The sequence below is a fragment of the Cupriavidus sp. 30B13 genome, from assembly GCF_049059565.2.
In the GTDB taxonomy this organism is placed as follows: domain Bacteria; phylum Pseudomonadota; class Gammaproteobacteria; order Burkholderiales; family Burkholderiaceae; genus Cupriavidus.
In genome coordinates, this window is record NZ_CP188224.1 from 2,134,521 (window position 1) to 2,160,833 (window position 26,313).

Sequence of the window (26,313 nt, forward strand, 5' to 3'; positions counted from 1 at the left end):
TCGCGGCGCGCCTGAATTGAATGTTTTGCGCGGCCGCGACAAAAGTTTTCGCGGCCGGCGGCATCGGCATGGCGCGGCGCTAGCCGCCGGGATTCAGCGGCGGCAGCCGGCGCGCGCGGCCCGGCCGCGCCGGCGCGGGGGCCAGGGCCTTGCGCGCCTCGCCCAGGGACCGCGCCAGCGCGGTGTCCACCACCGGGTCCGGCGCGGCGCCGCCGTAGCGGGCCGCCAGCCACTGCCGGCCGGCCTGCGCGAAGACCGAGCGCGCGGCGGCGCGCGCCGCGCCCGCCAGCGTGGCCGGCTTGTCGGCCAGCGCCGGCACGCGGTCGAGCCAGGCATAGAGCCGGGCGGCCACCTCCGCCGGCGCCGGCGGCCGGCGCCGCAGCGCGCGCCGCAGCCGGGCAAAGGCCACCGGCTCCGATCCCTCCCGGGCCAGCCGCCGCTGCCGCCGCCGCGCCAGCCGGCGCGCGCGCCAGCGGCGCCAGCGCGGCAGCAGCAGCCACCCGGCGAATCCCAGCAACGCCGCCGCCACGAGGGCGCCCGCCAGTTGCCGCGCGCCGAGGCGGGAAATGCCGCCGGCCTGCGCCAGCGCGGGCTCGCCGGGAATGGCCACGGGCGGCCGGTAGTCCGGCTGCGCCGCGGCGCTGAACCGCAGCGGCGGCACGCTGGCGGTGCGCAGCCGGCCCGCGCGCACGTCCCACCATTGCACGCTGACGCCGGGCAGCGTGTAGTGCCCGGGGCGCTGCACCACGTAGGTCGCCGCGTCGATGCGGTGGCCGCCGATGAAGCCCTGCCGCTCGCGGCTGAGGTCTTCCACGCGCGGCGCCTTCGGATAGACGGCCAGCCCGCTCACCGGCCCGAACGCGGTCGGCGGCAGCAGCATGGCCTGCACGCCGTCGGCGCTGATCTCGATGGCGCGCGTGAAGGCGTCGCCCTGCCTGAGCGCGCCCAGGTCGCGGTCGAGCGTCTGGCGCACCTCCAGGCGTGTGGTGCCGACCGCATGCTCGGCGCCGGGCGGGCGCGGCACTTCCCTGACCGCCAGCGTGAGCGGCGGCGTGCTGACCTTGACCGCGCCGTCGACCTCGCCCACGTGCAGGGTCAGCTCCAGCGCCGGGATGGCCAGGCTGCCGCCGCCCTGCGGCGTGACGATGTAGGTGCGCGACACGCCGAACCAGCGCCGCCCGCCGATGTCCTCGCTCAGGTTGCCGGCGTCGTCGCCGGGCGGGCTGACGATGGCGCCGGGGATGTCGAGCACCGGATAGGCCGGCGCCTGCGTGAACCAGTTGGTGGTGAGCGCGTCCACCACCAGCCGGACGGGCTGGCCGGCGGCCACCGGCCCGGCCGGCTCCAGGTGCGCGCGCGCCATGCTGCCGGGCCCCTCGGCCAGCGCGGGCAGCGCGGCCAGCAGACAGGCCAGCAGCAGCGCGGCCAGCAGCGCGCGCCGGCTCACGGCGCCGCTCCGCGCGCGGCGGCAGCCGATGCCGGCGCGGATGCCGGTGCCGGCTGCCGCGCCTCGATCAGGAACTTCTGGCGCAGGAAATCGGCCGGCGAGACCTGCAGGTTGCGCATCCAGAGTTCGGCGTTCTGCCGCTGCAACTGGCTCATGTCGAGCTTGCCCTGCTTGCCGCCGTGGTCCTTGTCGTCGAATTCCACCTTGTCCGGCGGCAGGGCTGGCGCTTGCTCGCCATCGTCCTCGTCCTTCTTCTGCCGCGCCAGCAGGGCCGCCACCAGCGCGCGGTTGGCGCTGGCCTGGGCGAAGGCGGGGCGGCCCCGCAGCGCGTTGTCGTAGGCGGCCAGCGCGCGCGGATAGTCGCGCAGGCGCGCGTAGCAGTTGCCCATCATGAAGAAGGCGTCCGGCGTGTCGAGGCTGGCGAAGGCGGTCAGCGCGGCTGCGTAGTCCCCCGCGCGGTAGCTGGCCCAGCCGCGCCACATGGGGTCCTGGAAATGCGCCGCCGCGCCGGCGAAGTCGCCTTGCCCGAAACGGCGGCGGCCCTGCTGGTCCGGCGTGAGGAAGGCGTTGGCGACGGCCCCGGCCACGCGGCTTTCGGCGGCCTGCGCCGGGCGCGGCGGCGGCGCCAGCAGCCCGGCCAGCGCGGCCAGCCACAGCGGCAGCCAGCGCACCACCCAGCCGCGGCGGAACCACAGCACCGCCAGCACGGCGACGGGCACGACCAGCGGATAGCCCGCCTCCTTCCAGCGCACCTCGGCGTTCTTCTCCTGCGCGGCCTCCATGTTGCGCACCGCCCGGCGCTGCACCCAGCGCACATCGTCGTCGTCGAGCGTGAGGCTGGCCAGCGGGACATCGGCCTGCGACGAAAGCGCCTGGAGCGCGGCCAGGTCGAGCGTGCCCTGCACCGGCCTGCCCTGCTGGTCGGTGGCCACGCGGCCGTCGGACGTGCGCACCGGGCCGCCGCGCGCGGTGCCCGCCGCCAGCGCCAGCACCTGGACCCGGCTGGCGCGCGCATGGGCGGCGAAGGCCGGGATCTGCGCGCGCTCGAAGCCGTCGGTGACCAGCAGCACCGTGCCGGCGGCGCTTTCGCGCCCGAGCAGGCCGTCGGCCAGCGCCAGCGCGGCGGCGGCGTTCTTGCCGGCGGCCGGCATCATGCCGGTGTCGAGCGCGGCCAGGAACAGTTCCATGAAGGCGGGGTCGTCGGTGGGCGGCACCACCATGTGCGCGGTGCCGGCGTAGACCACCAGCCCGGTGCGCGCGCCGGCGCGCAGCGCCATCAGGTCGCGCACCTTCTGCTTGGCGCGCTCCAGCCGCGTGGGCGCCACGTCCACCGCGTCCATGCTGCGCGAGAGGTCGATGGCCACCACCAGCGGCGCCTTGTCCTCGGTAAACGGCGGCGGCTCGCGCTCCCAGGCCGGCCCGGCGGCGGCCAGGCCGGTCAGCGCCAGCGCCACGCAGGCGCCATGCACCGGGCGCAGGCGCCAGGCGCGGCCGTTGTCCACGATCAGGCGCGCGAGCAGGTGCGGGGCGATCACGCCCTGCCAGCGGCGGCGCGGATCGGAAAGCCGGTGCCAGGCGAAGGCGATGGCCGCCGCCGCGGGCACCAGCAGCAGCCATGCCGGGCGCAGGAAGTGGAAGGCGGCGAAGTCCATCAGCGCCCGCCTTCCCGCGCCGGCGCGGCGCCCTCGTCCACCAGCGGCTGCCGGCGCGGCCGCCGCGCCGCCGTGAGCAGCAGCATGGCCGCGTGGTACAGCAGCAGCACGATGCCGGCCGCGCCCAGCGGGTAGTAGAACAGCTCGCGCCTGGGCTGGTGCGACCGGCGCTTGACCTTGACCGGCGTGATGCGGTCCAGCGTGGCGTAGATCGCCTCCAGCCCAGCCAGGTCCTCGCCGCGGAAGCTCTGGCCGCCGGTGCGCGCCGCGATGGCCCGCAGCGCGTCCAGGTCCACCTTGTCCTCGCCGCTGGCATGGAGGTCGCCGATGCCGATGGTATGGATCACCAGCATGTTGTCCCGGGCCACCTGCGCGGCCTGCGCCGGCGGCACCTTGCTGGCGGTGTCGTTGCCGTCGGTCAGCAGGATCAGCACCTTCTCCTGCGCGGGGGACGCCTGCGTCATGCGCACCGCCACGCCGATGGCATCGCCGATGGCGGTCTGCGGCCCGGCCATGCCGATGCGGGTCTCGCCGAGCAGCGCCAGCACGCTGTCGTGGTCCATCGTCAGCGGCGCCTGCGGAAACGCGGCGGCGCCGAACACCACCAGGCCGATGCGGTCTTCCTTGCGGCGCGCGATAAAGTCCCGCACCACCTGCTTGACCGCCGTCAGGCGGTCCTCGCGGCTGCCGTCCGGCGCGGTGAAGTCGCGCGCCTCCATCGACTGCGAGAGGTCGATGGCCAGCATCAGGTCGCGCGCGGGCTCGGTACGCTCGACCGGCGGCTCCACCCACGCCGGCCGGGCCAGCGCGGCCACCAGCAGCGCCCAGCACAGCGGCGCCAGCAGCCGCTGCGCCCAGTTGGCGCGCATCACCACCGCGCCGGGCGCGGGGCGCTGGCCGCTGCGTTCGGCCATTTCCTCGAAGAACGGCACGCGCACCGCCGGCATGGTTTCGCGGTAGGCCGGCAGCAGCAGCCACGCCAGCAGCGGCAACGGCAACAGGAAAGCCATCCAGGGATATTCAAAGGCGAGCATGATGCTGTCCGATCCAGTCGCGCAGCAGCGCCACCAGCGCCGCCACCTCGGCCGGCGCCGGCTCGCCGCTGCCGTAGGCCAGCGCCGGCAGCAGGCGTCCGGGCCCGCTGGTGAAGCTGCCCGGCCGCCAGGTGCCGTCCAGCCAGGCCAGCCACGCCTGCGCCGACAGGCTGGCCACCTGCGCGCGCGGCGCGAAGGCCAGCGCCACGCGCTTGACCAGCGCGGGCAGCGCCGCCAGCGCGCCGGCGCGGCCGCGCTCGTCGGCCAGCGCGGCCTCGATGCGCGCGAGCGCGGCCAGCGCCTCGCGCCGGTAGCGGCCGGCCTGGCGGCGGCGGTATGCGCGCCACGCCAGCAGCGCCAGCACGGCCAGCAGCAACGCGGCGAGCACGGCCCAGCCCCAGGTCTGCGGCAGCCACGAGACCGGCTCCGGCAGCGGAATCTCCTGCAGGCCGGACAGCGATGGCGCGTCCGCGGGCACGGCGCCGGCGGTGGCGTGGATCAGGTCGGCCATGGCGGTGCGCTCACTGCCGCCGCGGCGCCTTGCCGCGCGGCGCCAGGCGGCCGAGCAGGCGGCGCAGCTGGGCCGGCGCCTCGCCCTCGGTGTCGAGCGCCATCATCGGCACGCCGCTGCGCTTGAGCAGCGCGGCGACGTCGTGCAGGCGGCCGGCGAAGAAGGATTCGATGGGCTCGCGCACGGTCCTGGCGCCCATGTCCAGTTCCACCTGCAGCTCGCCCTCGGTCACCACCATGCGCCCGCCGTGCTGCGGCACGGCCTGGAACATCGGGTCGAACACCAGCGCGGCGATCACGCTGTTGTGGCTGGCAAGCTGGCGCAGCAGGTCCTGCGTGCGCTGCCCGGCCCCGGCGAAATCGCTCACCACGCACACCAGGTGGTCGTGGCCGGCCACCTGCAGCGCGCGCTCCAGCGCGCGGTCGAGCTGGCCGTAGCCGGGCCGCGCCTCGCTCGCGGCATGCAGCGCCTGGTTCATGCCGGCCACCGCGCCGAGCACCGCCTGCACGCGCGCGCGGCTGCGCAGCGGGCGCACCAGCCGGGTCTCGCCGTCGTTGAAGACCACCGCGCCCACGCGGTCGCCGGCCTGCAGCGCCATCCACGCGCACAGCGCGGCGAACTCCGCCGCCAGCACCGACTTCATGGCGCGGCGCGAGCCGAAGAACATGGGCATGCGCTGGTCCACCACCAGCAGCACCGGCAGGTCGCGCTCCTCGGTATAGGCCCGCACCAGCGCGCGCCCGGCGCGCAGCGAGGCGCGCCAGTCCAGGTGGCGGATGTCGTCGCCCTGGCGGTAGCCGCGCAGCTCCTCGAAGTTCAGCCCGCGCCCGCGGATGCGCGAGCCGTGCTTGCCGGCCAGCACGCTGGCGTGCGGCTGGCGCATGGTGAAGCCGAGGCCGCGCACGGCATGCTCCAGCCGCGCGAGGTGCGCCACGTCCACCCACACCGTGCCGATCTCCGCCGCCGTGGGCGCTGCCTGTATCGCCACGCTCGTCCTCCTTTTGCGATGCGCGCGGCGCCTAGGCCGGCACGGCCACGCTTTCCACCAGCTTGCGCAGCACCGTGTCGGCATCCACGCCGTCGGCGTTGGCGTCGTAGGAAAGAATGAGGCGGTGGCGCAGCGTGGGCAGCGCCATCGCGCGCACGTCGTCGGGCGTGACGTGGTCGCGGCCTTCGAGCCACGCATGCGCGCGCGCGGCGCGGTCCAGCGCGATGCCGCCGCGCGGGCTGGCGCCCAGCGCGATCCACCTGGCCAGCGCCTCGTCGTAGCGGGCCGGCGCGCGGCTGGCGTTGACGAGGTCGACGATGTAGCGGTCGATGGCGTCGGCCACGTGGATGGCGCCGATCTCCGCGCGCGCGGCGAAGATCTCCGACTGCGGCACGCGCTGCGCCGAAGCGTGGGCCGGCCCGGTGCCGCCGCGCTCCTCGCCGCGCTCCTCGCCGCGCACCAGGCGCAGCACTTCGCATTCGTCCCCGGCCGCCGGATAGGTGATCAGCACCTTCATCAGGAAGCGGTCCATCTGCGCCTCGGGCAGCGGATAGGTGCCCTCCTGCTCGATCGGGTTCTGCGTGGCCAGCACCATGAACAGCGGCGGCATGGGATGGGTGGTGCCGCCCACCGAGACCTGCCGCTCTTCCATCGCTTCGAGCAGGGCGGACTGCACCTTGGCCGGCGCGCGGTTGATCTCGTCGGCCAGCACCAGGTTGCCGAACACCGGGCCGGGCTGGAAGCGGAAGCTGTTGCGCCCGCCCTCCTGGTAGAGCACGTCGGCGCCGGTGATGTCGGCCGGCAGCAGGTCGGGGGTGAACTGGATGCGGCGCATCTGCGCGTCCAGGCTGGCGGCCACGCTCTTGACCATGCGCGTCTTGGCCAGCCCGGGCACGCTCTCCAGCAGCAGGTGGCCGTTGGCCAGCAGGCCGATCACGATCTGGCGGATCACCTCGCCCTGGCCCTTGATGGCCTCCTCCACGTGGCGCTGCAGCGCTGCCATTGCGTCTCGTGCACTCATCTGGCGGTCTCTTGTCGGTGCGGGCGCGAAGGCATGCGCGCTCCGTGCCCGGTTGGGCAGTGGGGTCCAGCATGGCACAGGGCGGGAGGCGCGCTCCATTGAAACTTTTCGGCCGCGATATGTCCTTTTTGGGGCCGATCTGAAAGTTTTCGCGTGGCGACGCAAGCGCACGGGAATGGCCTAAGGTATCCGCATGCGCACAGGTGGCGCGGGCGGTACTCCCGCACGGCGCGCTCACCGGCCATGCCGGTTTGCCTTTTGCCATGCGGGTGGACTACCTTGGCGGCAGGGCTGCCGGCGGGCCCTGCCCGGGAGGGAGTCAAGATGCATCGATTTCGACATGTCGTGGCCTGCTGGCTCGGCCTGATGATGCTGGCCGCGGCCTGCGACGCCGCCGCGCAGGCCACGCTGGGCAAGGCCCAGCTCGACCAGCTCACCGCGCCGGTGGCGCTCTATCCCGATGCGCTGCTGTCGCAGGTGCTGATGGCCGCCACCTACCCGGCCGACGTGGCCGCCGCGGCGCAATGGTCCAAGGCCAACCCCAGCCTGTCCGGCGACGCCGCCACCAGGGCGGTCGCCGGCGAGCCCTGGGACCCCAGCGTGCAGTCGCTGGCCGCGTTTCCGTCCGTGCTGGACATGATGGGCCGCCAGCCCAAGTGGGTGGAGTCGGTCGGCGACGCCTTCCTGGCCCAGCCCGATGGCGTAATGGATTCCGTGCAGCGCCTGCGCGCCCAGGCACAGAAGGCCGGCTCGCTCAAGACCACCGAGCAGCAGAAGGTGGTGACCCAGCCCGGCAGCGGCGGCACCACCGTGATCCAGATCGAGCCGGCCAGCCCGCAGGTGGTCTACGTGCCCGCCTACAACCCCACCGTGGTGTACGGCACCTGGCCCTATCCCGCCTATCCGCCGGCCTACTACCCGCCGCCGCCCGGCTCGGCCTTCGCCACCGCCGTGGTGGCCGGCATCGGCTTCGGGCTGGGCGTGGCCGCCGTCAACTCGATCTGGGGCGGCTTCAACTGGAACACGCATGACGTCAACATCAACGTCAACCGCTACAACAACATCAACGTGAACAACCGCCTCAACGCCAGCCAGAACAACGTGAACTGGCAGCACAACCCGGCCAACCGCGGCAACGTGCCGTACAACAACGCCAACGTGCGCAACCGCTACGACCAGCAGCGCCAGGCCGGGCTGGCCGGCCGGCCGCAGGGCGGGCAGCCCGGCGCGCGCATCGGGGGCGCCGGCGGCACGCAGGCGGCCGGCTCCCGCGAGGCCGCGCGCGACCGCGCCGCGCAGTCGTTCCAGAGCCGCACCGGCGAATCCATCCCCGGGCACGGCGGCGCCGGCGAGCGCAACCGCCCCGGCGGCGAGCGGCCGGGCGCGGCCGGCGGCGGCCAGCAGCGCCAGCTCAGCGGCGCCGAGCGCCAGCGCACCGACCAGAACGAAGCGCGCAACCGCGCGCGCGACGCCAACCGCGACAGCGCCCTGCGCGACGCCGGCAACGGCGACCGCCTGCGCCAGCAGAACCAGCGCGCGGCCCAGGCCGGGCAAGGCTTCGGCGCACAGCAGCGCCTGGGCAATCCCGGCGGCGGCGCGCGGCCGGGCGCGGGGGCCATCGGCGGCGGTGGCGGCGGACGTCTTGGCCACGGCCGGAGGTAACCACAATGCATGCGACCCTGCTCAAGCTGGCCCGCGCGCTGCGCAACCGTGCCGCGACGGCGGCCCTGGCGGCCCTGCTGTGCGCGGCGGCCTTCGCCGCCAGCGGCCCGGCGCTGGCGCAGCGCGCCTACCCTACGCCGGAAGCGGCCGCCGAGGCGATGGGCGACGCCATCGCCAGCAGCGACCGCGCCGCGCTGGCCCAGGTGCTGGGCGCCGGCTACCCGGCGCTGCTGCCCGAGGGCGGCGTGCACCAGGACGACATCTACGCCTTCCTCGCGGCCTGGGCCCGGCACCACGCCATCCAGCCGCAGGGCGCCGACCGCGCCGTGGTGGCGGTGGGCGACAGCGGCTGGACCTTCCCGGTGCCGCTCGCCAGGACACCGGCGGGCTGGAAGTTCGACCTCGCCGCAGGCCGCAAGGAGGTGCATGCGCGCCGCATCGGCCGCAACGAACTGGCCACGCTGGACACGCTGCGGCAACTGGCCGAAGCGCAGCAGCGCTACGCGCAGCAGGTCGGCGGCGGCCGCTATGCCACGCGCCTGGTGAGCAGCGCCGGCAAGACCGACGGCCTCTACTGGCCCGCCGTCAGCGCAGGCGATCCGAGCCCGCTCGGCCCCGATGCGCTGGCGATGGGCCCGGACACCCCGCCCGAGGCCGCCTTCTACGGTTATCATTACCGGGTGTTGCCGCCCGGCAGCGGCGGCGATGCGACGTTCCGCTTCATCGCGTGGCCGGCGCGGTATGGCCAGAGCGGCGTGCACACCTTCGTGATGGGCAGCGACCGCGTGGCCTACCAGCGCGACCTGGGCCCGGCCACCGCGGCGCGCGCCGCGGCGCTGCGCACGTTCGCGCCGGGCGAGGGCTGGGCCCGCGTGGAGAACCCGTAGCCCGCGGCCGACGCATCCATCCACTTTTATCCGAGGACCGTATTCATGACACCGCGCCAGTCGTTCCAAGCCTCGCTGGCATGCGCCGCCGTACTGGCGCTGGCCCCGGCCACGCCCGCGCTCGCTTACTTCGACACCTTCATCAATTCCACGGTGATCGGCAAGATGAACCAGCAGGAATCCGCCTCGCTGGCCAAGCGCGTGCGCGAAGTGCTCGACACCGGCGCCGACGGCGCCACCGCGCAATGGAACTACCCCGCCACCAAGGGCCGCCGCGCCATCGACGGCACGCTCACGCCGGTGCGCAGCAAGACCGACCAGGGCCAGTCCTGCCGCCAGCTGCGCACCCAGCTCAAGCGCGACGGCCTGGAAGACAACTGGACCGGCTGGTTCTGCAAGCAGAGCGACGGCCGCTGGAAGTCGCGCAAGGTGAGCAACGAATAGGCGCCGCGCGCGGCCAGGCAGGCGGCAACCATGCGGCCGGCGAGGCCGCGAAGGAGATCCCATGCCCAACATGCAAGCAGCGGTATTCCTCGGGCCGAACCGCATCGCGCTCCAGGAAAAGCCCATCCCCGACGTCGGCCCGTCCGACGCGCTGGTGCGCATCACCACCACCACCATCTGCGGCACCGACGTCCACATCCTCAAGGGCGAGTACCCGGTGGCGCAGGGCCTCACCATCGGCCACGAGCCGGTCGGCATCATCGAGAAGCTCGGCAAGAACGTCACCGGCTACCGCGAGGGCCAGCGCGTGATCGCCGGCGCGATCTGCCCGAGCTTCCATTCCTACGCGTGCCAGGACGGCTGCGCCTCGCAGGACGGCCAGGGCCACGGGCACGGCTACAAGCCGATGGGCGGCTGGCGCTTCGGCAACACCATCGACGGCACCCAGGCCGAGTACGTGCTGGTGCCGGACGCGCAGGCCAACCTCGCGCCGATCCCCGATGCGCTCACCGACGAGCAGGTGCTGATGTGCCCGGACATCATGTCCACCGGCTTTGCCGGCGCGGAGAACGCCAACATCAAGATCGGCGACATGGTGGCGGTGTTCGCGCAGGGGCCGATCGGCCTGTGCGCCACGGCGGGCGCGCGGCTGCGCGGCGCCGGCCTGATCATCGCCATCGACGGCATCGACGAGCGCCTGGAGATCGCGCGCCGCATGGGCGCCGACGCCACCGTCAATTTCCGCAAGGTGGACGTGGTGGACGAAGTGCGGCGCATCACCGGCGGGCGCGGCGTGGATGCCGCCATCGAAGCGCTCGGCACGCAGGGCACGTTCGAATCCGCGCTGCGCGTGCTCAAGCCCGGCGGCACGCTGTCGAGCCTGGGCGTGTACTCCAGCGACCTGCGCATCCCGCTCGATGCCTTCCATGCCGGCCTCGGCGACAACCGCATCATCACCTCGCTGTGCCCCGGCGGCAAGGAACGCATGCGCAGGCTGATGCGCATCATCGAGTCGGACCGGCTCGACCTCGGGCCGCTGGTCACCCACCGCTACAAGCTCGGCCAGATCGAGCAGGCGTATGAGCTGTTCGCCAACCAGCGCGACGGCGTGCTCAAGGTGGCGATCACGCCCTGACCGGCATGCCCGGCGGCCGCGCGGGCGCAGGAAACAAGGCAAACGCCCGCCGCGCCGGCCGGCATGCGCCTACTTGCCGAAGGTCATGTTCAGCCCCGCGAATACCGTCCATTGCGGCTGGCCCGCGCCTTTGTGCGCCACCGAGTACTGCGGCTCGATGAAGGCGTTGAAGATGGTCTTGCCCTCTTTCCACACCTTGCCGGCGCCGAGGCCGAGCGGGATGTAGTAGTCGTTGCTCCGCAGGTTGAAGGTCCACACCCCGGTGGAGCGCGCGTACCAGCCGCCCGGGAAGTTGAAGATGCCGAAGGGCTGGAAGGTCAGCGACTGCACGGTGGGCCGGTCGCTCTGGCCGGCAAAGGAGTGCTGCCACTGCACCAGCGCGCCGAGCAGCCGCGCCGGGGTCGGGTCCACCACCACGGCCGCCAGCCCGGCCTGCCACTTGCCGGTGCCCAGCTCGCGCGAAGTGGCGGTCGGCATGGTCAGCAGCGGCCCCACGCCGATCTGCGTGCCGTGCTCCCTGAGCAGGAAGATGTCGAAGATATTGACGTCGCCCAGGCCGGTGGCGTAGCTGCCGTCGGCCTGCGGGCGCGTGCTCAGCGGCACCGTGGCGCGCAGGATCTGCGGCACGCCCACCAGCTCGCCGGGCAATACCGGCAGCGTGCCGCGCAGCAGGAAATCGTTGCTGTGCGCGTTGCTGTCGTAGAGGCGCGGCGAATAGTAGTTCTGCAGGTTGAGCGACGGCGCGGGGTTGAGCGGGTTGTTGCTCTTGTTGGCATCTTCCGCCGCGGATTGCGCGTGCAGCGCGGGCGCGGCGCCGAGCGCGAGGGCCAGCGCGGCTGCCTGCCTGAGTCGATGTGCCCTGGTCGTCATCGGCGTCCTCCAGAGGATCGTGGGCCGTGGCCCCTCGCGGGCCCAGGCGCTACCGGATGCTGCCATGGCGCGCGGCCGGACGATATTGAGTCCTTTGGGGCCTCGATCTGAAAGTTTTCGCGCGGACGCGCCGCGCGGCGCGGCGGGGGTAAGGTAGCCGGTGCGCGGCGGAGGAGCCGCGGCAGGCCCGCGCCTGCCGTCCGGCGGCTGCCTCAGCCATCCTGCCGCCAGGGAGCCACCTCATGCCATCTTCCTCGTCCATGCCCTCGCCGCGCGCCGCATGCCTGCGGATGCTGCTGATCGCCGCCTGCCTGGCGCCCGGCATGCCGCCGCTCCATGCCGCCAGCCCGCCGCGCGCCGCGCCCCCGCTGACCTGGCCGCGCAACTTCGACGCGGCCAGCCAGCATATCGAGATCTACCAGCCGCAAGTCGAACAATGGGACGGCGATCTCCTCTCCGGCCGCGCCGCCGTGGCGGTGGGCGCCAGGGACGGCACCCCGACCTATGGCGTGGTGCGCTTCTCGGCCCGCGCCGATATCGACAAGGCTTCCGGCCTGGTGCAGATGCGCGCGATCCGCATCGACAGCGTGGACGTGCCGACCAATCCCGGCGCCGCCGACCAGGTACGCCAGGCGCTGGTGGCGCGCCTGCCGCCGGCCGGGCTGACGGTACCGCTCGACGAGCTGCAGGCCAGCTACGCGGCCTCGCAGGAGATCGCCAGGGCCAACGGCGTGGCGGTGAAGAACGACGCGCCGCGCATCGTGTTCGCCTCGGCGCCCACGCTGCTGGTGCTGATCGACGGCGAGCCGGCCTGGCGCGAAGCCGGCGGCACGCGCTACCAGCACGCGCTCAACACCCGCGCGCTGCTGCTGCGCGACAGCGCCGGCCAGCTCTACTTGCAGGCGGCCGGCTACTGGTACGGCGCGGCCGCGCTCGCCGGCCCGTGGCAGGTAATGGCCAGCCCGCCGCAGGCGCTGCTGGCCGCCGCGGGCAAGGCCCAGGCCGGCGCCAGGGCCGACCCGATGCTGCCGGCCGACGGCAAGCGCCCCGCCGCGCCGCCCGCCATCCTGGTGGCCACCGCGCCCACCGAGCTGATCGTCACGGACGGCGCGCCCGCCTTGACGCCGGTGGCCGGCGTCAGCCTGCTTACCGTGAGCAATACCGACCGCGCGGTGTTCGTCGATCCCGCCAGCAACCGCTACTACGTGCTGGTCTCGGGGCGCTGGTTCGCCGCGCCGGGCATGGACGGCCCGTGGCGGTTCGTGCCGGGCAGCGAGCTGCCGGCGGACTTCGCGCGCATCTCGCCGCAGGATCCCAAGGCCAATGTGCTGGTCTCGGTGCCGGGCACGCCGCAGGCGCGCGAGGCGAGCATCGCCGCCACCATCCCGCAGACCGCCTCGGTATCGCGCGCCAAGGCCTCGCTGACGGTGGCCTTCGACGGCTCGCCGCGCTTCGCGCCGATCGAGGGCACCACGCTCAACTACGCGGTCAACTCGGCCACGCCGGTGATCCAGACCGACGGCGAGCATTTCTACGCGGTGGCCAACGGCGTGTGGTTCACCGCCGCGGGCCCCACCGGCCCGTGGCGGGTCGCCACCGAGGTGCCGGGTGCGATCTACACCATCCCGGCCAGCTCGCCGCTGCACTACGTCACCTATGTGCGCATCTATTCCGTCGCGCCCGACACCGTGGTGGTCGGCTACACACCCGGCTACATGGGCGTGGTGATCGGCGCCGACGGCACCGTGGTGTACGGCACCGGCTACGCCTACCCGGCCTACGTGGGCAACGTCTACTACGGCTATCCGCCCACCTACGGCTACGGCGCCGGCTTTGCCCTGGGCGCGGCCGAGGGCTTCGCCTTCGGTTTCGCGGCGGGCGCCTTCTGGGGCGCGGCGTCGCCCTACTGGGGGCCGTACTGGTGGGGTGGCGGCTACAACTGGAACTACGTCAACGTCAACCGGGCCAACTTCTACGGCCGCTGGGGACAAGGCACCGTCACGCACGCTTCCGGCTGGAACGCCTGGACCGGCACGCAATGGCGCGGCACCGCCGGCGCCGGCTACAACCCCGCCACCGGAGCGCGCTTCCAGGGCAGCGCCGGCGCCGCCTTCAACCCGTACAGCGGCAACGCCGCGGCGGGGCGCCAGGGCGCGTTCCACGACCCGTCGACGGGCAGCGCAGGCGCTGGGCGCGGCGGCATCGCCGGCAACGAATACACCGGCAACTACGCGGGCGGGCGGCAAGTGGCCGGCTACAACGCCCAGACCGGGCGTGCCGGCGCCGCCGAGTTCGGCGTGGCCGGCAATACCCAGACCGGCCAGCGCGAAGCCGGCAGCAAGGGCTTCGTGGTCAACCGGGGCCAGGGCAACGGCGTGGCCTGGAACAACGGCGACGTGTACGCCGGGCACGACGGCAACATCTACCAGCACACGCAGGACGGCGGGTGGCAGAAACACACCGGCGGCGGCTGGGAACCCGTGCAGCCCGGCGCCAACGTCGGCGGGCAGCTAGAGCAGCAGCGCCAGGCGCGCGACGTGGGACAGCAGCGGTTCGGGCAGACCGCCCACCAGTGGGGCGGCGGCGACTTCGGCGGGCGCGGGGGCGGCCGGCGCTTGGGGGGTGGCTTTCGGGGCTTTCATCGGTAGTGCGCTGGGGCGTGCATGCGAGGCATGGCATGCGACCGGCTGCAGAAAGCGGCCGCTTCGCCCGGCACGGCCTTTGAGCAATCCCGATCCGAGATATGGTTGACGCGAGCGTTTCTGCCCGCTATGGGAGTCTGGCCCTTATCCAGTCCCAGCGCGTGGGCGGCAACAGCACATGCCCCTTTCCGTCGGGGTCGCCCAGGTCATATATCACGCGGTCGTCGGCCCAGATTATTTTTGGATCGAGGTGGATGTAGGTTCTCTCTGCCAGCAACTCCCCATTCTTACTATAAAGTCGAAACATCATTGAATTATCGAACGACAAAAAACACATCTCGCCGACATAAAGGTCACTACCGCGAATCCGCTCGCACTCATGTGCCCCCTTCCGATTCGCAACATCCAGACCATAGAAAATTACCGTGGAAATAATTGAAATAAAAATCAAGAGCTTGAACACCCGTCTCCCAACGCGCCTTCCGCCCCCTCTCTCTCGCACGCCCATATCAGCGTTCACAGGTTGAAATCCATCACCCACGGATCACGAAATCTCAGTATTCGCCGATCTGAATAAATGATCAGATCCCCTCCTTGCCTATGCTTTAATTGCCAAGCCCTGTAATCTTTATTCCTCACGGGATAGTAAACCATGTCCGAAGAAACCATCCCCCACCGCGCCACCGGCGACATGAGCCAATCGGCCTTACTCACCTCGCCAACCACAGTATCGAAAGGGATGATGATGAACCCCGTCTTGTTCCAATGCCCCAAATATTGAGTTCCGTTAGGAATGACACCGACTGTCTTATCCGAACGGTCGTGGAACGTAAAAACGTCCTTCATGTATATAGATATGCTCATTATTATCAAGCGCACCCGCGCAGGGCCAATCTTTTTATAATAGAATCCATCAAGTGCAGCATACAGTGAAAAAGCCCCGAGAGCTCCATACAGATCATCCATCAGCACGCCATTGGGCAGAACGGCCCCTCTTATAAACATCAAGAATTTATCTTTATTCTCGGCGTCGACACGATTCAACTGGAATTGAAATTCCCGGTGATATCCACCAAAATCACCACCGCAAATCTCCCACGCATCAAAATAGTATGGCGATGGCTCATATCGCGCCAATATCCCTTTTATTGCCTTTTTTGAATCCTGGCTGAATATTATTTTCCCAACCAGCTCATCATATTTATTCCTGGCACGCGAAAAACTTAATATCCACTCCATCGTAAACATGGTTGTATCAATCATGCTGGCAGGGAATGGCTCGCCGCCTTGATTGATCCCTTTTGTCGCACCCAAATCAGTATTGGCGTAATTCAACTCCCCGGAAAACCACTTGCGCATGACCTTGGCCGACATGGGCCAGCCAATGCGATCCATGGCAATAGGAATATCCTGAAGGTCGAACGGCTTGACGCGTGGTTTTCTAACCTTTGGTTTCGCGGGCGCCGGAGGCGGCGCTGACTCCGGCGGCTCGTTCATCCAGTCCCGCAGTCTTTCCGCCAGTGATTTCGGGGGAGGCTTTGGCGCCTCCGGTTTCGGCGGCGCTGGAGGCGGCGGCTGGTCTCGCAAGGGAGGGGGTGCGCGATCCGTGGAAACGTAGAACTCGGCCGCGTCTTCGATGGTGCAGCCTTGCCGCTCGCGCCGAAGGGCCCATGAGGCCGGCCTGAAAAGCCGTTGCTCAAAAAATGCTATCCGCTTGTCCGATTTCTCCATGCGCATTCTCGCCACCGGCATTAAACCAACAGCAAGAATTAACACAAAGCGAATATTTATTCCCTCGGATTGATCTGACTTACTGCAACAAATATAGACAAGCGACATTAAGCCGTACGTAATACGGCACGTGGACCAGGAATATAGCCTTGGGAATTCCGGCTGCGGATCAGAATGATCGCAGACAGTGTTCGGCGCTACGCCGAAAGCGCGGCGGCCAGCATCGGGAACCCGGCACCTGACGCCTCGCGGACGATGCCTGGCATGCACTTCGCCGCATGGGCCCGACGCGCACTAGTGGCGCGTGCGCGGCGCGTCCGGGTCTGGCATGAGGCGCTCGCGCTCGCGCCGTTCGCGCTTGCGGGCGATCTCCTTGCTGACGTCCTGCTCGAGCTGGCGTATTTCGGCCACGCGGGCGTCGAGCGCGTTGGGAAAAATATCGTGGAACAGGTTGATCTTGAGGGTGAAGGACATGATGTGCGTCTCTTGGCATGGCAAGTCGTGACTGGGACGCACACGCCGCTTCGCGCCTGCCTGCCGCGCTCTCGTCACCGGTGGCCCCTCTGTTTTCCAGTATGGTGCATGGCGCGCGGCTTTTCCTTTGCCGTTTTCTATCGCGGCGATAGCGGATGGGCCTGGCAATCGGTGAGCGCGTATTCCGGAAACGCGGGAGGGCGCGCGGCGACGGCGGATGCTCATGGGGACGCCACGCCGCGCGGAGAAAGGGGTGCTGCCAGCGAGGCCGGCCCGGCAGCGCCCTTGCCCGTCAGGCCACCGCGAGCGGCTTCGGCAGGCGGATCATGACGAACTCGTTGGCGTCGACGCCCGAGGGCACGCGCGAGGGCGAGCCGCCCGGGTAGTTGTTGTCATTGACCAGCAGCAGCGTGCGCGAGTCCACGATGGCGACCGCTTCGATGCATTCCATCGGGTAGGCGAACACGCCTTCGATGGTGTCGCTGCCGCCCAGCTTCTTCGGGTCGAGCAGTTGCATCAGGTCGGCCACTTCTTCCTTGGCCAGGAAGCCGTCGGCGTCGGTGCGGTCGAGGCTGATCTTGAAGATGCGCTTGAAGCGGGCCGCATTGCGCCAGGTGTTCGACGCGGCGAACTTGCCGGTGCGCACGTCGCCCGCGCCGCTGTCCTTTTCCACCACCAGGAACTCGCGGTCGTTGATGGCGACCATGTCGTTGACCGAGTAGTACTCGGTTTCCAGGTTGCCGTCGCCGTTGATGCGCTGGCCGCTGCCGACGCGGTAGCGGTAGCTGGTCTCGAAGTTGAGCGTGGCCAGGTTGAAGACGTTGATGATGCGGCTGCGCAGGTCGTCGCCGTTCACCTCCTTTTCGTACATGCCGTACAGGCGCGTGCGGCTGGCGTTGATGGCCAGGCTTTCGATGCCGCCCGAGCCGCCCAGGTTGGCCTGCGCGGTCGTGCCGCTGTTGATCAGGTACGGATTGTTGGCGGTCTGCACCAGCGGGTTGGCGCCGAGCCGGCGCAGGTTGGGCATCTGCACTTCGCGCGCGAGCAGCCTGCCCTGCTTGTCGAACTTGAGCAGGAAGGGGCCGAATTCGTCGCCGAGCCACAGGTTGCCGTCGGCGTCGAGCTGCATCGATTCGGGATCGATGTCATAGCCGGTGAGCAGGCGGCCGTTGATGATCGCGCTGTCCACCGGAATGGTCTGGCCGGCCGGCGAGACCGAGGTGCCCGGGTAGTTGGCCATGTCGGCCACGATCGGGTAGCCGATGCGGCGGTTGGGGTCGCTCAGGCGGATGTAGCTTTCCGGCGTGAACGCGGCCAGCGGCGCGCCGGTCTGGAAATGGACCGGGACCACCTTGCCGGCGGCCCAGTCGAACGACACCGCGTAGATGTGCAGCAGCGCGTCGGGCGAGGCGCCGCGGCCGCCGAAGCCGTTGTCCTGCAGGGCGTAGAACGTGCCGGCCTTGGGGCCCGGGATGATGGCCGAGAAGCCTTGCATGGGCTGCCTGGCGTTGAACGGCAGCGTGTAGCGGTACACGCCGGTGGCGCGGTCGTAGTCGCCGCCCGAGATGAACTGGCCGCTGGTGGGGCCGGCCACGAAGCTGTCGGCGGGCAGCACGGCGCGGCCCAGCAGCGTGGGGGCCTGCACTTCCGCCTCCGGCGTGGCCGCGGGCGGGGTGGTGGCCGGCGGCACCGGGGCGTTGCCGGAGGCCGGCGGCGTGTCGTCGTCGCCGCCGCAGGCGGCCAGCATGGAGGTGGACACGCCCAGCATGGCGAGCGTGGTGGCGCCCAGGCCGCCGCGCAGCAATTGGCGGCGCGTGGTGTCGGGCAGTTCTTGTTCGCGTGATTGGCTCATGGGGTCAACGATAGGAATCGGGAGTCGGAAGGACGCGGCAAGCCGGCCCGCCCGCGCGGGCGGGCCGGTCCTGCGCGCCACTCAAAACATCAGTTCAGGACATCACCTCGGGACATCGGCTCGCGGCCTCAGAACAGCGACGGCTCGGTGCTGAGGTCGGTGAGCTTGTTGGCCTTCAGGTCGATGACGAAGTGCTTGGTCGGCGCGCCCTTGGCGAGCTTGAGCAGGATGGCCATCAGCGGCTTGAAGCGGGCCTGGAACAGCGCCCCCGCGGTGTTGCTGTCCTTGACCTGGTCGCCGGTCATGGCGAGCGTGGCCGAGGTGCCCTGCAGGGCCTGGGCCAGCAGCTTGTACTGGCGGGCCCGGGCTTCGGGGATGTCCGAGAACGCGAGGTCGCCGGCATTGGCCAGGCGCACGAAGTCGCCGGCCAGGTCGATCGCCTTCCAGTCGTTGAAGTCTTCCAGGCGCATGCCGTTGGCCTGGGCCAGCGCGCGGGCGCGGGCCTCGGCCGCGGCGTAGTCGGTGGCGTAGGCCGGATTGGCCGCGTTGGGGCCGCCGCCGTCGGCCAAACAAGCGAAGAAGGCGTTGGAGAGCAGGCCGTGGGTGCCGGTGTTGGCCAGTTCCTTGAGCGTGACATTGGTCTGCAGTTGCGACAGCACCAGCAAGTCGGAGCCGAACAGCGGGCTCTTGACCAGCTCGCGCATTTCGCAGCGCCAGTCGTCCTTGAGCAGGCGCAGGCGCACCAGTTCGGCCATGTAGCGCGAGCTGAAATCGGCGTAGTTCTTGGCGTCGAGGATGGAGGCGTTCCACAGTTCGCCGCCGCCCGGGATCATGAAGCCGTAGTTGGTGAAGTACTTGTGCTCATCGCGGTAGTGCTCGAACAGCTCGTCGAAGCGCGGCACGTTGTCGATGCGCACGGTCTGCACCTCGAGCTTGTCGTCGGCCTGGATCGCCATCAGCTTGTAGGCCGGCACGTAGGCCGCCATCGACGGCGCCTGGATGTTGAACAGCGCGCGGCCGCCGTCGTAGTTGCGGATGGCGGTGTCGTTGAAGTGCATGTGGCCGCCCACGTGCACCTGCAGGCCGGTCTCGGCCAGCGCCTTGGTCACGTCCTCGGCGGGACGGCGCACCATCTGCATCTTGCCCGCGCCGAGCAGCGCGATGATGTCGTCGGAGGCGCCGTTGAAGAACTCGCTCATCGGGAAATGGCTGAACGCCACCACCTGCTTGCCGGCCGCCTTGCCGCGCGCCACCACGTCCTTGAGCCAGGCGATCACGTGCTGCTTGTGCGTCAGCATGGCGTTGTAGCCGGCGTCGCCCGAGCCATTGAAATCGGCGGCCGTGTTGCCGGCGCCGGTGGGGATGTAGACGTTGGCGTCGATGCCGACCAGCCACACGCCGTCCACCGGCTCGACCAGGTAGGTGGTGTCCGGCACCGTCTTGCACAGCGTGTAGCCGGTCTTCTTGTACGGGCCGCCGGTGCCTTCCTTGCAGATCTCGTACTGGCGGTTGGCCCAGGCGGCCTGGTCCTTGGCGGCCTGGAAGGAATAGGTCTTGGTGTCGTACGTGCTGTACGGCGTCTCGAAGTAGCGGAACTTGGCCTTGGGCATGAAGCCGTGCTGCTCGAGCGCCGCGGTCACGCCGGCGTAGCCGAGTTCCTGTACTTCCTCGGTGCAATAGGAGAAGCCTTGCTTCGACCAGTTGCCGGCGTAGGCATTGGAGCAGTCGCCGTTGCCGCCGCGGCTGAAGATGGGCTGCGGGAAGCCGACTTCGCCGTTGTTGGGGTCGACGCCGAGGTAGTCGCTCTTGCCGCCGGCGCGGGCGAACGGCTTGTTCGGATCGTGGTTGCCCGGGGCGGCGAAGAACTCGATGCCGTACTTCTCGGCGTACTCGTCCAGCACTTTCTTCAGGCCGCGCATGTGCACGGGCTGGCCGTCGTCGGAAAAGTCGCCCGGCAGCGCGATCAGCTTGACGCCGCGCGCCACCGCATCGTCCAGCGCGGCGATGAAGGCGAAGTAGTTCTCGTTGAACAGGCGGGTGGAAGTCATCTGCGCCTGCATCAGGCGGATGGTGGCGTTGCGGCCGGACTTCTGGTTCGGGATGCCCTGGAACGAGCCGTCCTGGAACGTGGCATAGACATCGTGGAAGTGGATGTCCGGCATGAAGGCGACCAGCGTGGAAGCGGGCGCGACCGGGGCCGCGGGCGGCGGCGTGGTGGCGGCCGGCGGCAAGGCGGCCGGGCCGTTGTCGCTGTCGCTGCCGCAGGCGGCGAGCAGGGCGAACAGCGAGACCGCCAGCAACGCGGGCAGGCGACGGGGGAAGCGGAAGACAGGCGGGGCTGTGGTTGTCATGCGGCGGCTCGCAAGGTGGGCTTTCGTCGGAAACGGTCCGCGCAAGTGACGCGCAAGACCTTGGAAAGCCGCCGATGGTAGGCACCGCAAGTGACAGGGATATGGCTAAATGTATGACTTTAATGTCACTTAAAATACTTATAGATGTTTGCAAATGTCATGCGGCTCCGGCCGGAAAACCGCGGTGGCGCGCGCGGCCTGCCTTGACGCCCGGCGCAGGCGTGCCCTAACGTCTGCCTGCCGGATACGGCACGGCGCGCGGGCCTTACGCGCTGCCGCAAAAACAACGCGCACCGCGCGGCATGCGGAGACAACGGATGAGCAAGCAGGTCACCTTCTATTTCGATTTCGGCAGCCCCTACTCCTACCTGGCCTACAAGGAGCTGCCGCGCGTGGCGCAGCGCACCGGCGCGCGCATCGACTGGCAGCCGGTCCTGCTGGGCGGGATCTTCAAGGCGACCGGCAACCACAGCCCGGCCGAGATTCCGGCCAAGGCGCGCTGGTCGACGGCCGACACCGAGCGCTGGTCGCGGCGCTACGGCGCGAGCCTGCGGCAGAACCCGCATTTCCCGGTCAACACGCTGGCGCTGATGCGCGCGGCGAAGGGCTTCCAGCTGCGCGACGAGGCGGCCTTCCACCGCTATGTGGAAACCATGTTCGCGGCCATGTGGGAGCAGCAGCGCAACCTGAACGATCCGGCCGAGATCGGCGCCGTGCTGGCGGCGGCCGGATTCGACCCGCGCGCGGCGCTGAAGATGATCGAGGAGCCCGCGGTCAAGGACGCCCTCAGGCAGGCCACCGAGGCGGCGGTGGCCCGCGGCGTGTTCGGCGCGCCGAGCTTTATCGTCGGCGACGAACTGTTCTGGGGCAACGACCGCCTGCTGTTCGTGGAAGAAGCGCTGGGCGGGTAAGGCCCGGCGCCGGCGCGGGCGCGCTCAGAAAGCCGGCAGGATCGAACCCTTGAACTGCCTGGCCAGGAAGTCGCGCACCTCCTGCGACTGGTAGGCCGACACCAGCGGCTTGACCCACGGCTTGTCCTTGTCCTGCGTGCGCACCGCGATCAGGTTGGCGTACGGGCCGCGCAGGTCTTCGACGGCGATGGCGTCGCGCGTGGGATTCAGGCCGGCCTTGACGGCGTAGTCGGTGTTGATCGAGGCGGCGGCGAGGTCGTCCAGCGAGCGCGGCAGGATGGCGGAATCGAGCTCGACGATCTTCAGCTTGCGCGGGTTGGCGGCGATGTCGAGCGGGGTGGCGTTCTTGCCGTTCTTGCCGGCGCCGTCGCGCAGCGTGATCAGGCCTTCCTTCTGCAACAGCAGCAGCGCGCGGTTGCCGTTGGAGGGATCGTTCTGGATGCCGACCTTGGCGCCTTCGGGCAGGTCCTTGAGCGACTTTAACTTCTTCGAGTAGAAGCCCATCGGCGCCACGTAGGTCAGGCCCACGTTGGCGATCTTGTAGTGGCGCGCCTCGATCTGGCTGTCGAGGAAAGGCTGGTGCTGGAAGCCGTTGGCATCGAGGTCGCCGGCGTCGAGCGCGGCGTTGGGCTGGGCGTAGTCGTTGAACTCGACGATCTTCACATCCAGGCCGCTGCGCTTGGCCACGGTGCGCACGACTTCCCAGATCTGCGCGTCGGGGCCGCTCATGGTGCCGAGGCGCACCACCTGGTCGGCGGCGTGCGCGGCCTGCGCGGCGAAGCCCGGCAGCACGGCGATGGCGGCGGCCAGGGCGATGGATTTGAACAAGGTACGGCGCTGCATGCAGTCTCCACTGAGGTTGGTCGCGGCCGGGGCGGCCGCTGTGGTGAGGGGCGCGGCCGGCGCTCGTGACGCCGGCTCGCGTGGCAGCGATGTTAGCGCCGCGCTTCGCGGCGCGGAATGAAGGTGTTCGCCTATCGATATGCGCCGTATGACGCCGCATCACGCCGCATCACGCCGCACGACGCCGCATGCCGCGCGGCGAAGCCGGTAGAATTGCGCTCCCCGCGACGCCAGGCCCGGCCCATGACCCAGGACTCACCTTCCGCACCCCTTACGCCCGCCTTCCGCATCCTGTACGCGTTCGGCGCCGACGCCGGCACCGTGCTCGAAATCAAGCGGCTCGGCCTGCCCGCCGGCACGCCGCGCGCGCGCCTCTATCAATGGCTGTGGCTGGACGGCACGCGCCTGCCGCCGCAGGTGCGGCCGCTGCGCTTCGTGTCGATGGACGAGGAGCCGGGCGCGCCGCTGCCGCAGCGGCGCGTGTTCGAGCAAGGCACGCTGCGCTTCGGCGAGGAAGCGGCCGAACTGGTGCTGGAAGGACGGCATCCGCTGGCATTGCGGGCCTGCGCATCGCCGGCGCCGCAGGCGATGGCGCTGGTGACGGCGTTCGTCGCGGCAGGCTGAGGCAGGCAGGCCGGGGCGGCGCCGGAACCGCCTTCGCGTCCGCGCGCGCTCACTCGCCGAGGAATTCCGCCAGCACTTCCAGCCCCTCCACGTGATCGGCCACCACCTTGGCGATCACCGCGATCGGAATGGCCAGCAGCACGCCCCACGCGCCCCATAGCCAGGTAAACAGCAGCAGCATCACGAACACCGCCACCGCGTTCATCCGCGCCATGCGCCCGGTCATCCAGGTGGTGACCACCGAGCCGATCAGCGTGGCGATCAGCAGCGAGCCGCCCGCGGCCAGCGCCGCCAGTCCGACGTCGCCGCCGGACTGCATGAAGGCGGCCAGCCCGATGCACGCGGCGATCAGCGCCGCGCCGAAATACGGCACCAGGTGCAGCGCCGCCGCGGTCAGCGCCCAGGCGGCGGCATTGTCCAGGCGCAGCCATTTCAGCAGGAGCCAGGTCAGCAGCCCGAGCCCGGCGTTGGTGACCAGCAGCATCACCATGTAGCCCTGGATCTGGCGGTTGATCTCGTCGAGCATGTGCACGCTGATCTTCTTCTGCGACAGCGTGGTGCCGGCCATCTTGATGAACTTGCGCTTGAACATGTCGCCCGAAACCAGCATGAAGAACGTCAGGAACAGGACCACGGCGGCCTGCGCGATCACCGCGAAGACGCCCAGCGAGCCCGCCAGCAGCAGGTTGGTCACGGGGTCGCCCGGGCGCTCCACGACGACCTGGGGCACGCGCGCCGGCGGCGGCTGCCCGGTGTCCGCCAGCACGGTGGCCGCGCGGCGGATCTTCTGCAGCATCGAATCGTCGCCGCTGGCCAGCGCGCCGAGCGAGCGCGACAGCTTGGCGGCCACTTCGGGCAGGCGGTCGACCAGCCCCGCCGCCTGGTCCTGCAGCAGGTAGGCGCACCAGGCCGCGCCCGCCAGCAGCGCGAGCAGCGCCAGCGAGGCGCCGATCACGCGCGGCACGCGGCGCCGGCACAGGAAGGTGACGAGCGGATCGAGCATGTAGGCGATCACGATGGCGAGCACCACCGGGATCACGAAGGCGCGGGCGAGGTGGAGCGCATAGAGCGAGGCCAGCACGGCCAGGACGACGAGGGCCGCCTCGCCGCGCGGGCGCGGCGCCGCAAGGACGACCGGGGCCGCGCCAGGCACCGCGGCGGGCGGCGCCCCTTCGACTCCCCCCTCCACGCCCTCCCCCTCGCCCGGCGCGGCGTCCGCGTCCGCTCCCGCCGCCTGCCGGTGCCGGGGGCGAAAATGGCTGCGCAAGGGCATGAGAAACGGCATGGCGGGGGATCCGGCGATGGCTCCCTACCAGCATAGCCGCGCGCGCCGCGCCGGCTGTCGGCCGATGCCGGCAGCGCATGTAGGACAAGCGCGTCTTGCCGGCGCGCGCGCGGTACACCACATTGGATGAAGACCATGATGACCGCCCCGCCGCCATGCCCTTCCTCGACGCGCGCACCCGCCTGGTGCTGAAGCATCCGGCCGGCTTCGCGCTGCGCACGCTGCGGCAGTTCCGCGCCAACCAGGGACTGCTGCTGGCGGGCGCGGTGGCCTACTACGCGCTGCTGTCAATCGTGCCGCTGCTGATCCTGATGGTGATCGCGCTGTCCCACGTGATCGAGCGGCGGGCCCTGCTGGGCACCCTGTCGCGCTACCTGGAATGGCTGGTGCCCGGGCAGTCGCGCGCGCTGGTCGGCGAACTGGCGCATTTCCTGGACAACCGGGGCGTGATCGGCTGGGTGCTGCTGGCCAGCATGATCTTCTTCAGCTCGCTGGCCTTCACGGTGCTGGAAAACGCCATGTCGGTGATCTTCGAGCACCGCGTGGCGATCCGCCGGCGCCACTTCCTGGTGTCGGCGGTGCTGCCCTACTGCTATATCGTGGTGCTCAGCTTCGGCCTGCTGCTGGTGACGGTGGTGGCGGGCGGCCTGCAGGCGTTCGGCGAGCGGCACGTCGAGGTGCTGGGGCACGACTGGTCGCTGGACCGGCTCTCCGGCACCCTGCTCTACCTGCTCGGGCTGGGCGGGGAAATCCTGCTGCTGACCTCGATCTACCTGGTGATGCCGGTGGGGCGCCTGTCGTGGCGGCACGCGCTGTTCGGCGCGGTGACCGCGGCGGTGCTGTGGGAAATCTCGCGCCATGTGCTGGTGTGGTACTTCGCCACGCTGTCGCAGGTCAGCGTGGTGTATGGCTCGCTGACCACGGCCATCGTGGTGCTGCTCAGCCTGGAGATCGCCGCCACGCTGCTGTTGCTGGGCGCGCAGGTGATCGCCGAGTTCGAGCGCGGCGACGCCGGCGCCTTCCACACCTGAAGGCGCCGCGCTCAGTGCGCGGCGGCCAGCAGCCGGGGCAGCGAGGCGCACAGCAGCACCACGCCCGAGGCCGTCAGCAGGCTCAGCACGATGCGGCGGAAGGCGATCTCGCTGATGCCGATGTACAGCCGCGCGCCGAGGATGCTCGGCACCAGCATGGCCGGGCCCACCACCAGGAACATCGGCACCATGTCGCGCGTGACGATGCCGGTGCCGACGTAGGTGGCCATCGTCACCGCCAGCGTGGCCAGGTTGAAGTTCTGGATGATGGCGCGCTGCTCGTCCTTGGGCAGCCCGCGCAGCGTGCACCACAAGGTCGGGATCACGCCGGAGAAGCCGCCGATGCCGCCCATGATGCCGCCGGCGGTGCCGGCCAGGCCGTCGGCCAGGCGCCCGCCGATGCGCACGCGCGGCAGTTGCGCGGACAGCAGCATGAGCGGGCACCACACCACCAGGAACGCGCCCAGGCAGGCCTTGAACAGGTTGGCATCGAGCATGGGCAGCAGGGCCACGCCGATGGGAATGCCAGCCACGCCGCCGGCCACGAACGGCAGCAGTTGCCGCGGCGAGAAGCCGCGCCGCACCGTGAGCGCCGCCACCACCTGCCCGGTGAGCGAGCCGAACACCGCCATCGCCGCCGCCAGGCGCGGTTCCACCGTCCACACCCAGAACGACATGGCCACCATGCCGAAGGCAAAACCGGACAGGCCCTGCACGAAGCCGGCCACCACGGCGCCGAGCGCCACGATCAGGAGAGGAAAGTCCATTCGGTAGAGGATGCCGCCGGGATGCCGCCGGGATGCCGCAGGGATGCCGCTGGCGACAAGTGCGCGATGCGCATCGTGCGAAAGCCGCAAACTATGCGCCGAATCGGAGCGCTTGTCATCCGCCGCCGGGCCGGCCGGGCGCATGGCAGGG

At 70.3% G+C, this 26,313-nt stretch carries 23 protein-coding genes; 8 read left to right on the forward strand and 15 right to left on the reverse strand.

What is annotated here, in order from left to right; all coding sequences use genetic code 11:
• Positions 1 to 79: 79 nt before the first annotated feature.
• The 6 genes from ACKI2N_RS28560 to ACKI2N_RS28585 are packed head-to-tail and all read right to left on the reverse strand — an operon-like array spanning position 80 to position 6,653.
• Positions 80 to 1,447, reverse strand: coding sequence for a hypothetical protein (locus ACKI2N_RS28560; RefSeq protein WP_426990860.1), 1,368 nt, complete (start codon positions 1,445 to 1,447; stop codon positions 80 to 82).
• A complete protein-coding gene (locus ACKI2N_RS28565) occupies positions 1,444 to 3,099 on the reverse strand; it encodes a VWA domain-containing protein (RefSeq protein ID WP_420996900.1) in 1,656 nt (551 codons plus the stop codon). The genes ACKI2N_RS28560 and ACKI2N_RS28565 overlap by 4 nt, the downstream gene beginning before the upstream one ends.
• The gene (locus tag ACKI2N_RS28570) at positions 3,099 to 4,133 is read right to left on the reverse strand and encodes a vWA domain-containing protein (RefSeq protein WP_420996898.1); all 1,035 of its coding nucleotides are present in this window, start codon (positions 4,131 to 4,133) and stop codon (positions 3,099 to 3,101) included. The genes ACKI2N_RS28565 and ACKI2N_RS28570 overlap by 1 nt, the downstream gene beginning before the upstream one ends.
• Positions 4,120 to 4,644: a DUF4381 domain-containing protein gene (locus tag ACKI2N_RS28575; RefSeq protein WP_420996896.1), complete on the reverse strand. Its 525-nt coding sequence runs from the start codon at positions 4,642 to 4,644 to the stop codon at positions 4,120 to 4,122. Before ACKI2N_RS28575 ends, ACKI2N_RS28570 begins: the two co-directional genes overlap by 14 nt.
• A gap of 10 nt (positions 4,645 to 4,654) precedes the next feature.
• Complete coding sequence (locus tag ACKI2N_RS28580; RefSeq protein ID WP_420996911.1) at positions 4,655 to 5,626, reverse strand: DUF58 domain-containing protein; 972 nt, start codon at positions 5,624 to 5,626, stop codon at positions 4,655 to 4,657.
• Positions 5,627 to 5,663: 37 nt separating this feature from the next.
• Positions 5,664 to 6,653: an AAA family ATPase gene (locus ACKI2N_RS28585; protein ID WP_420996894.1), complete on the reverse strand. Its 990-nt coding sequence runs from the start codon at positions 6,651 to 6,653 to the stop codon at positions 5,664 to 5,666.
• 324 nt (positions 6,654 to 6,977) lie between these two features.
• On the opposite strand from ACKI2N_RS28585, the gene ACKI2N_RS28590 reads away from it, so the two are divergent.
• The 4 genes from ACKI2N_RS28590 (at position 6,978) to ACKI2N_RS28605 (ending at position 10,781) form a co-directional block, all read left to right on the forward strand.
• Positions 6,978 to 8,315: a DUF3300 domain-containing protein gene (locus ACKI2N_RS28590; protein WP_420996893.1), complete on the forward strand. Its 1,338-nt coding sequence runs from the start codon at positions 6,978 to 6,980 to the stop codon at positions 8,313 to 8,315.
• 5 nt (positions 8,316 to 8,320) lie between these two features.
• Positions 8,321 to 9,202 (forward strand): DUF2950 family protein, encoded by an 882-nt coding sequence (locus tag ACKI2N_RS28595; protein ID WP_420996891.1) that lies wholly within the window; start codon positions 8,321 to 8,323, stop codon positions 9,200 to 9,202.
• A 45-nt stretch (positions 9,203 to 9,247) separates the two neighbouring features.
• Entirely contained in the window at positions 9,248 to 9,646 is a 399-nt protein-coding gene (locus tag ACKI2N_RS28600; protein WP_420996889.1) for a hypothetical protein, read from the forward strand.
• A 61-nt stretch (positions 9,647 to 9,707) separates the two neighbouring features.
• On the forward strand, positions 9,708 to 10,781 hold the full coding sequence (locus tag ACKI2N_RS28605; protein WP_420996887.1) for an NAD(P)-dependent alcohol dehydrogenase: 1,074 nt from the start codon (positions 9,708 to 9,710) through the stop codon (positions 10,779 to 10,781).
• 69 nt (positions 10,782 to 10,850) lie between these two features.
• Here the strand turns inward: ACKI2N_RS28605 and ACKI2N_RS28610 are convergent, their stop codons facing one another.
• On the reverse strand, positions 10,851 to 11,651 hold the full coding sequence (locus ACKI2N_RS28610) for a hypothetical protein (RefSeq protein WP_420996885.1): 801 nt from the start codon (positions 11,649 to 11,651) through the stop codon (positions 10,851 to 10,853).
• Between the two features lie 242 nt (positions 11,652 to 11,893).
• Between ACKI2N_RS28610 and ACKI2N_RS28615 the strand changes: the two genes are divergently transcribed.
• Positions 11,894 to 14,299, forward strand: a complete 2,406-nt coding sequence (locus ACKI2N_RS28615) for a carbohydrate-binding family V/XII (protein ID WP_420996883.1) — start codon at positions 11,894 to 11,896, stop codon at positions 14,297 to 14,299.
• A 121-nt stretch (positions 14,300 to 14,420) separates the two neighbouring features.
• On the opposite strand, the gene ACKI2N_RS28620 is transcribed toward ACKI2N_RS28615, so the two are convergent.
• The 5 genes from ACKI2N_RS28620 to ACKI2N_RS28640 all read right to left on the reverse strand — a co-directional run bounded on the left by ACKI2N_RS28620 (position 14,421) and on the right by ACKI2N_RS28640 (position 20,701).
• Positions 14,421 to 14,756 carry a hypothetical protein gene (locus tag ACKI2N_RS28620; RefSeq protein WP_420996882.1) on the reverse strand — a complete coding sequence of 112 codons (336 nt, stop codon included), beginning with the start codon at positions 14,754 to 14,756 and terminating at the stop codon, positions 14,421 to 14,423.
• Between the two features lie 53 nt (positions 14,757 to 14,809).
• Complete coding sequence (locus ACKI2N_RS28625; protein WP_420996880.1) at positions 14,810 to 16,132, reverse strand: DUF6402 family protein; 1,323 nt, start codon at positions 16,130 to 16,132, stop codon at positions 14,810 to 14,812.
• A gap of 186 nt (positions 16,133 to 16,318) precedes the next feature.
• Positions 16,319 to 16,498 carry a hypothetical protein gene (locus ACKI2N_RS28630; protein ID WP_420996878.1) on the reverse strand — a complete coding sequence of 60 codons (180 nt, stop codon included), beginning with the start codon at positions 16,496 to 16,498 and terminating at the stop codon, positions 16,319 to 16,321.
• Positions 16,499 to 16,790: 292 nt separating this feature from the next.
• Positions 16,791 to 18,350 (reverse strand): esterase-like activity of phytase family protein, encoded by a 1,560-nt coding sequence (locus ACKI2N_RS28635; protein ID WP_420996876.1) that lies wholly within the window; start codon positions 18,348 to 18,350, stop codon positions 16,791 to 16,793.
• Positions 18,351 to 18,478: 128 nt separating this feature from the next.
• Positions 18,479 to 20,701 (reverse strand): metallophosphoesterase, encoded by a 2,223-nt coding sequence (locus tag ACKI2N_RS28640; RefSeq protein ID WP_420996874.1) that lies wholly within the window; start codon positions 20,699 to 20,701, stop codon positions 18,479 to 18,481.
• A 317-nt stretch (positions 20,702 to 21,018) separates the two neighbouring features.
• On the opposite strand from ACKI2N_RS28640, the gene ACKI2N_RS28645 reads away from it, so the two are divergent.
• Positions 21,019 to 21,612, forward strand: coding sequence for a 2-hydroxychromene-2-carboxylate isomerase (locus ACKI2N_RS28645; protein WP_420996872.1), 594 nt, complete (start codon positions 21,019 to 21,021; stop codon positions 21,610 to 21,612).
• Positions 21,613 to 21,636: 24 nt separating this feature from the next.
• Here the strand turns inward: ACKI2N_RS28645 and ACKI2N_RS28650 are convergent, their stop codons facing one another.
• Positions 21,637 to 22,455 (reverse strand): MetQ/NlpA family ABC transporter substrate-binding protein, encoded by an 819-nt coding sequence (locus tag ACKI2N_RS28650; protein WP_420996871.1) that lies wholly within the window; start codon positions 22,453 to 22,455, stop codon positions 21,637 to 21,639.
• Between the two features lie 243 nt (positions 22,456 to 22,698).
• Between ACKI2N_RS28650 and ACKI2N_RS28655 the strand changes: the two genes are divergently transcribed.
• Positions 22,699 to 23,079 carry a hypothetical protein gene (locus ACKI2N_RS28655; RefSeq protein ID WP_420996869.1) on the forward strand — a complete coding sequence of 127 codons (381 nt, stop codon included), beginning with the start codon at positions 22,699 to 22,701 and terminating at the stop codon, positions 23,077 to 23,079.
• A gap of 49 nt (positions 23,080 to 23,128) precedes the next feature.
• Here the strand turns inward: ACKI2N_RS28655 and ACKI2N_RS28660 are convergent, their stop codons facing one another.
• Complete coding sequence (locus ACKI2N_RS28660; RefSeq protein WP_420996868.1) at positions 23,129 to 24,364, reverse strand: AI-2E family transporter; 1,236 nt, start codon at positions 24,362 to 24,364, stop codon at positions 23,129 to 23,131.
• 155 nt (positions 24,365 to 24,519) lie between these two features.
• On the opposite strand from ACKI2N_RS28660, the gene ACKI2N_RS28665 reads away from it, so the two are divergent.
• Positions 24,520 to 25,395, forward strand: coding sequence for a YihY/virulence factor BrkB family protein (locus ACKI2N_RS28665; protein ID WP_420996910.1), 876 nt, complete (start codon positions 24,520 to 24,522; stop codon positions 25,393 to 25,395).
• A gap of 11 nt (positions 25,396 to 25,406) precedes the next feature.
• On the opposite strand, the gene ACKI2N_RS28670 is transcribed toward ACKI2N_RS28665, so the two are convergent.
• Positions 25,407 to 26,162: a sulfite exporter TauE/SafE family protein gene (locus tag ACKI2N_RS28670; RefSeq protein WP_420996867.1), complete on the reverse strand. Its 756-nt coding sequence runs from the start codon at positions 26,160 to 26,162 to the stop codon at positions 25,407 to 25,409.
• Positions 26,163 to 26,313 lie beyond the last annotated feature (151 nt).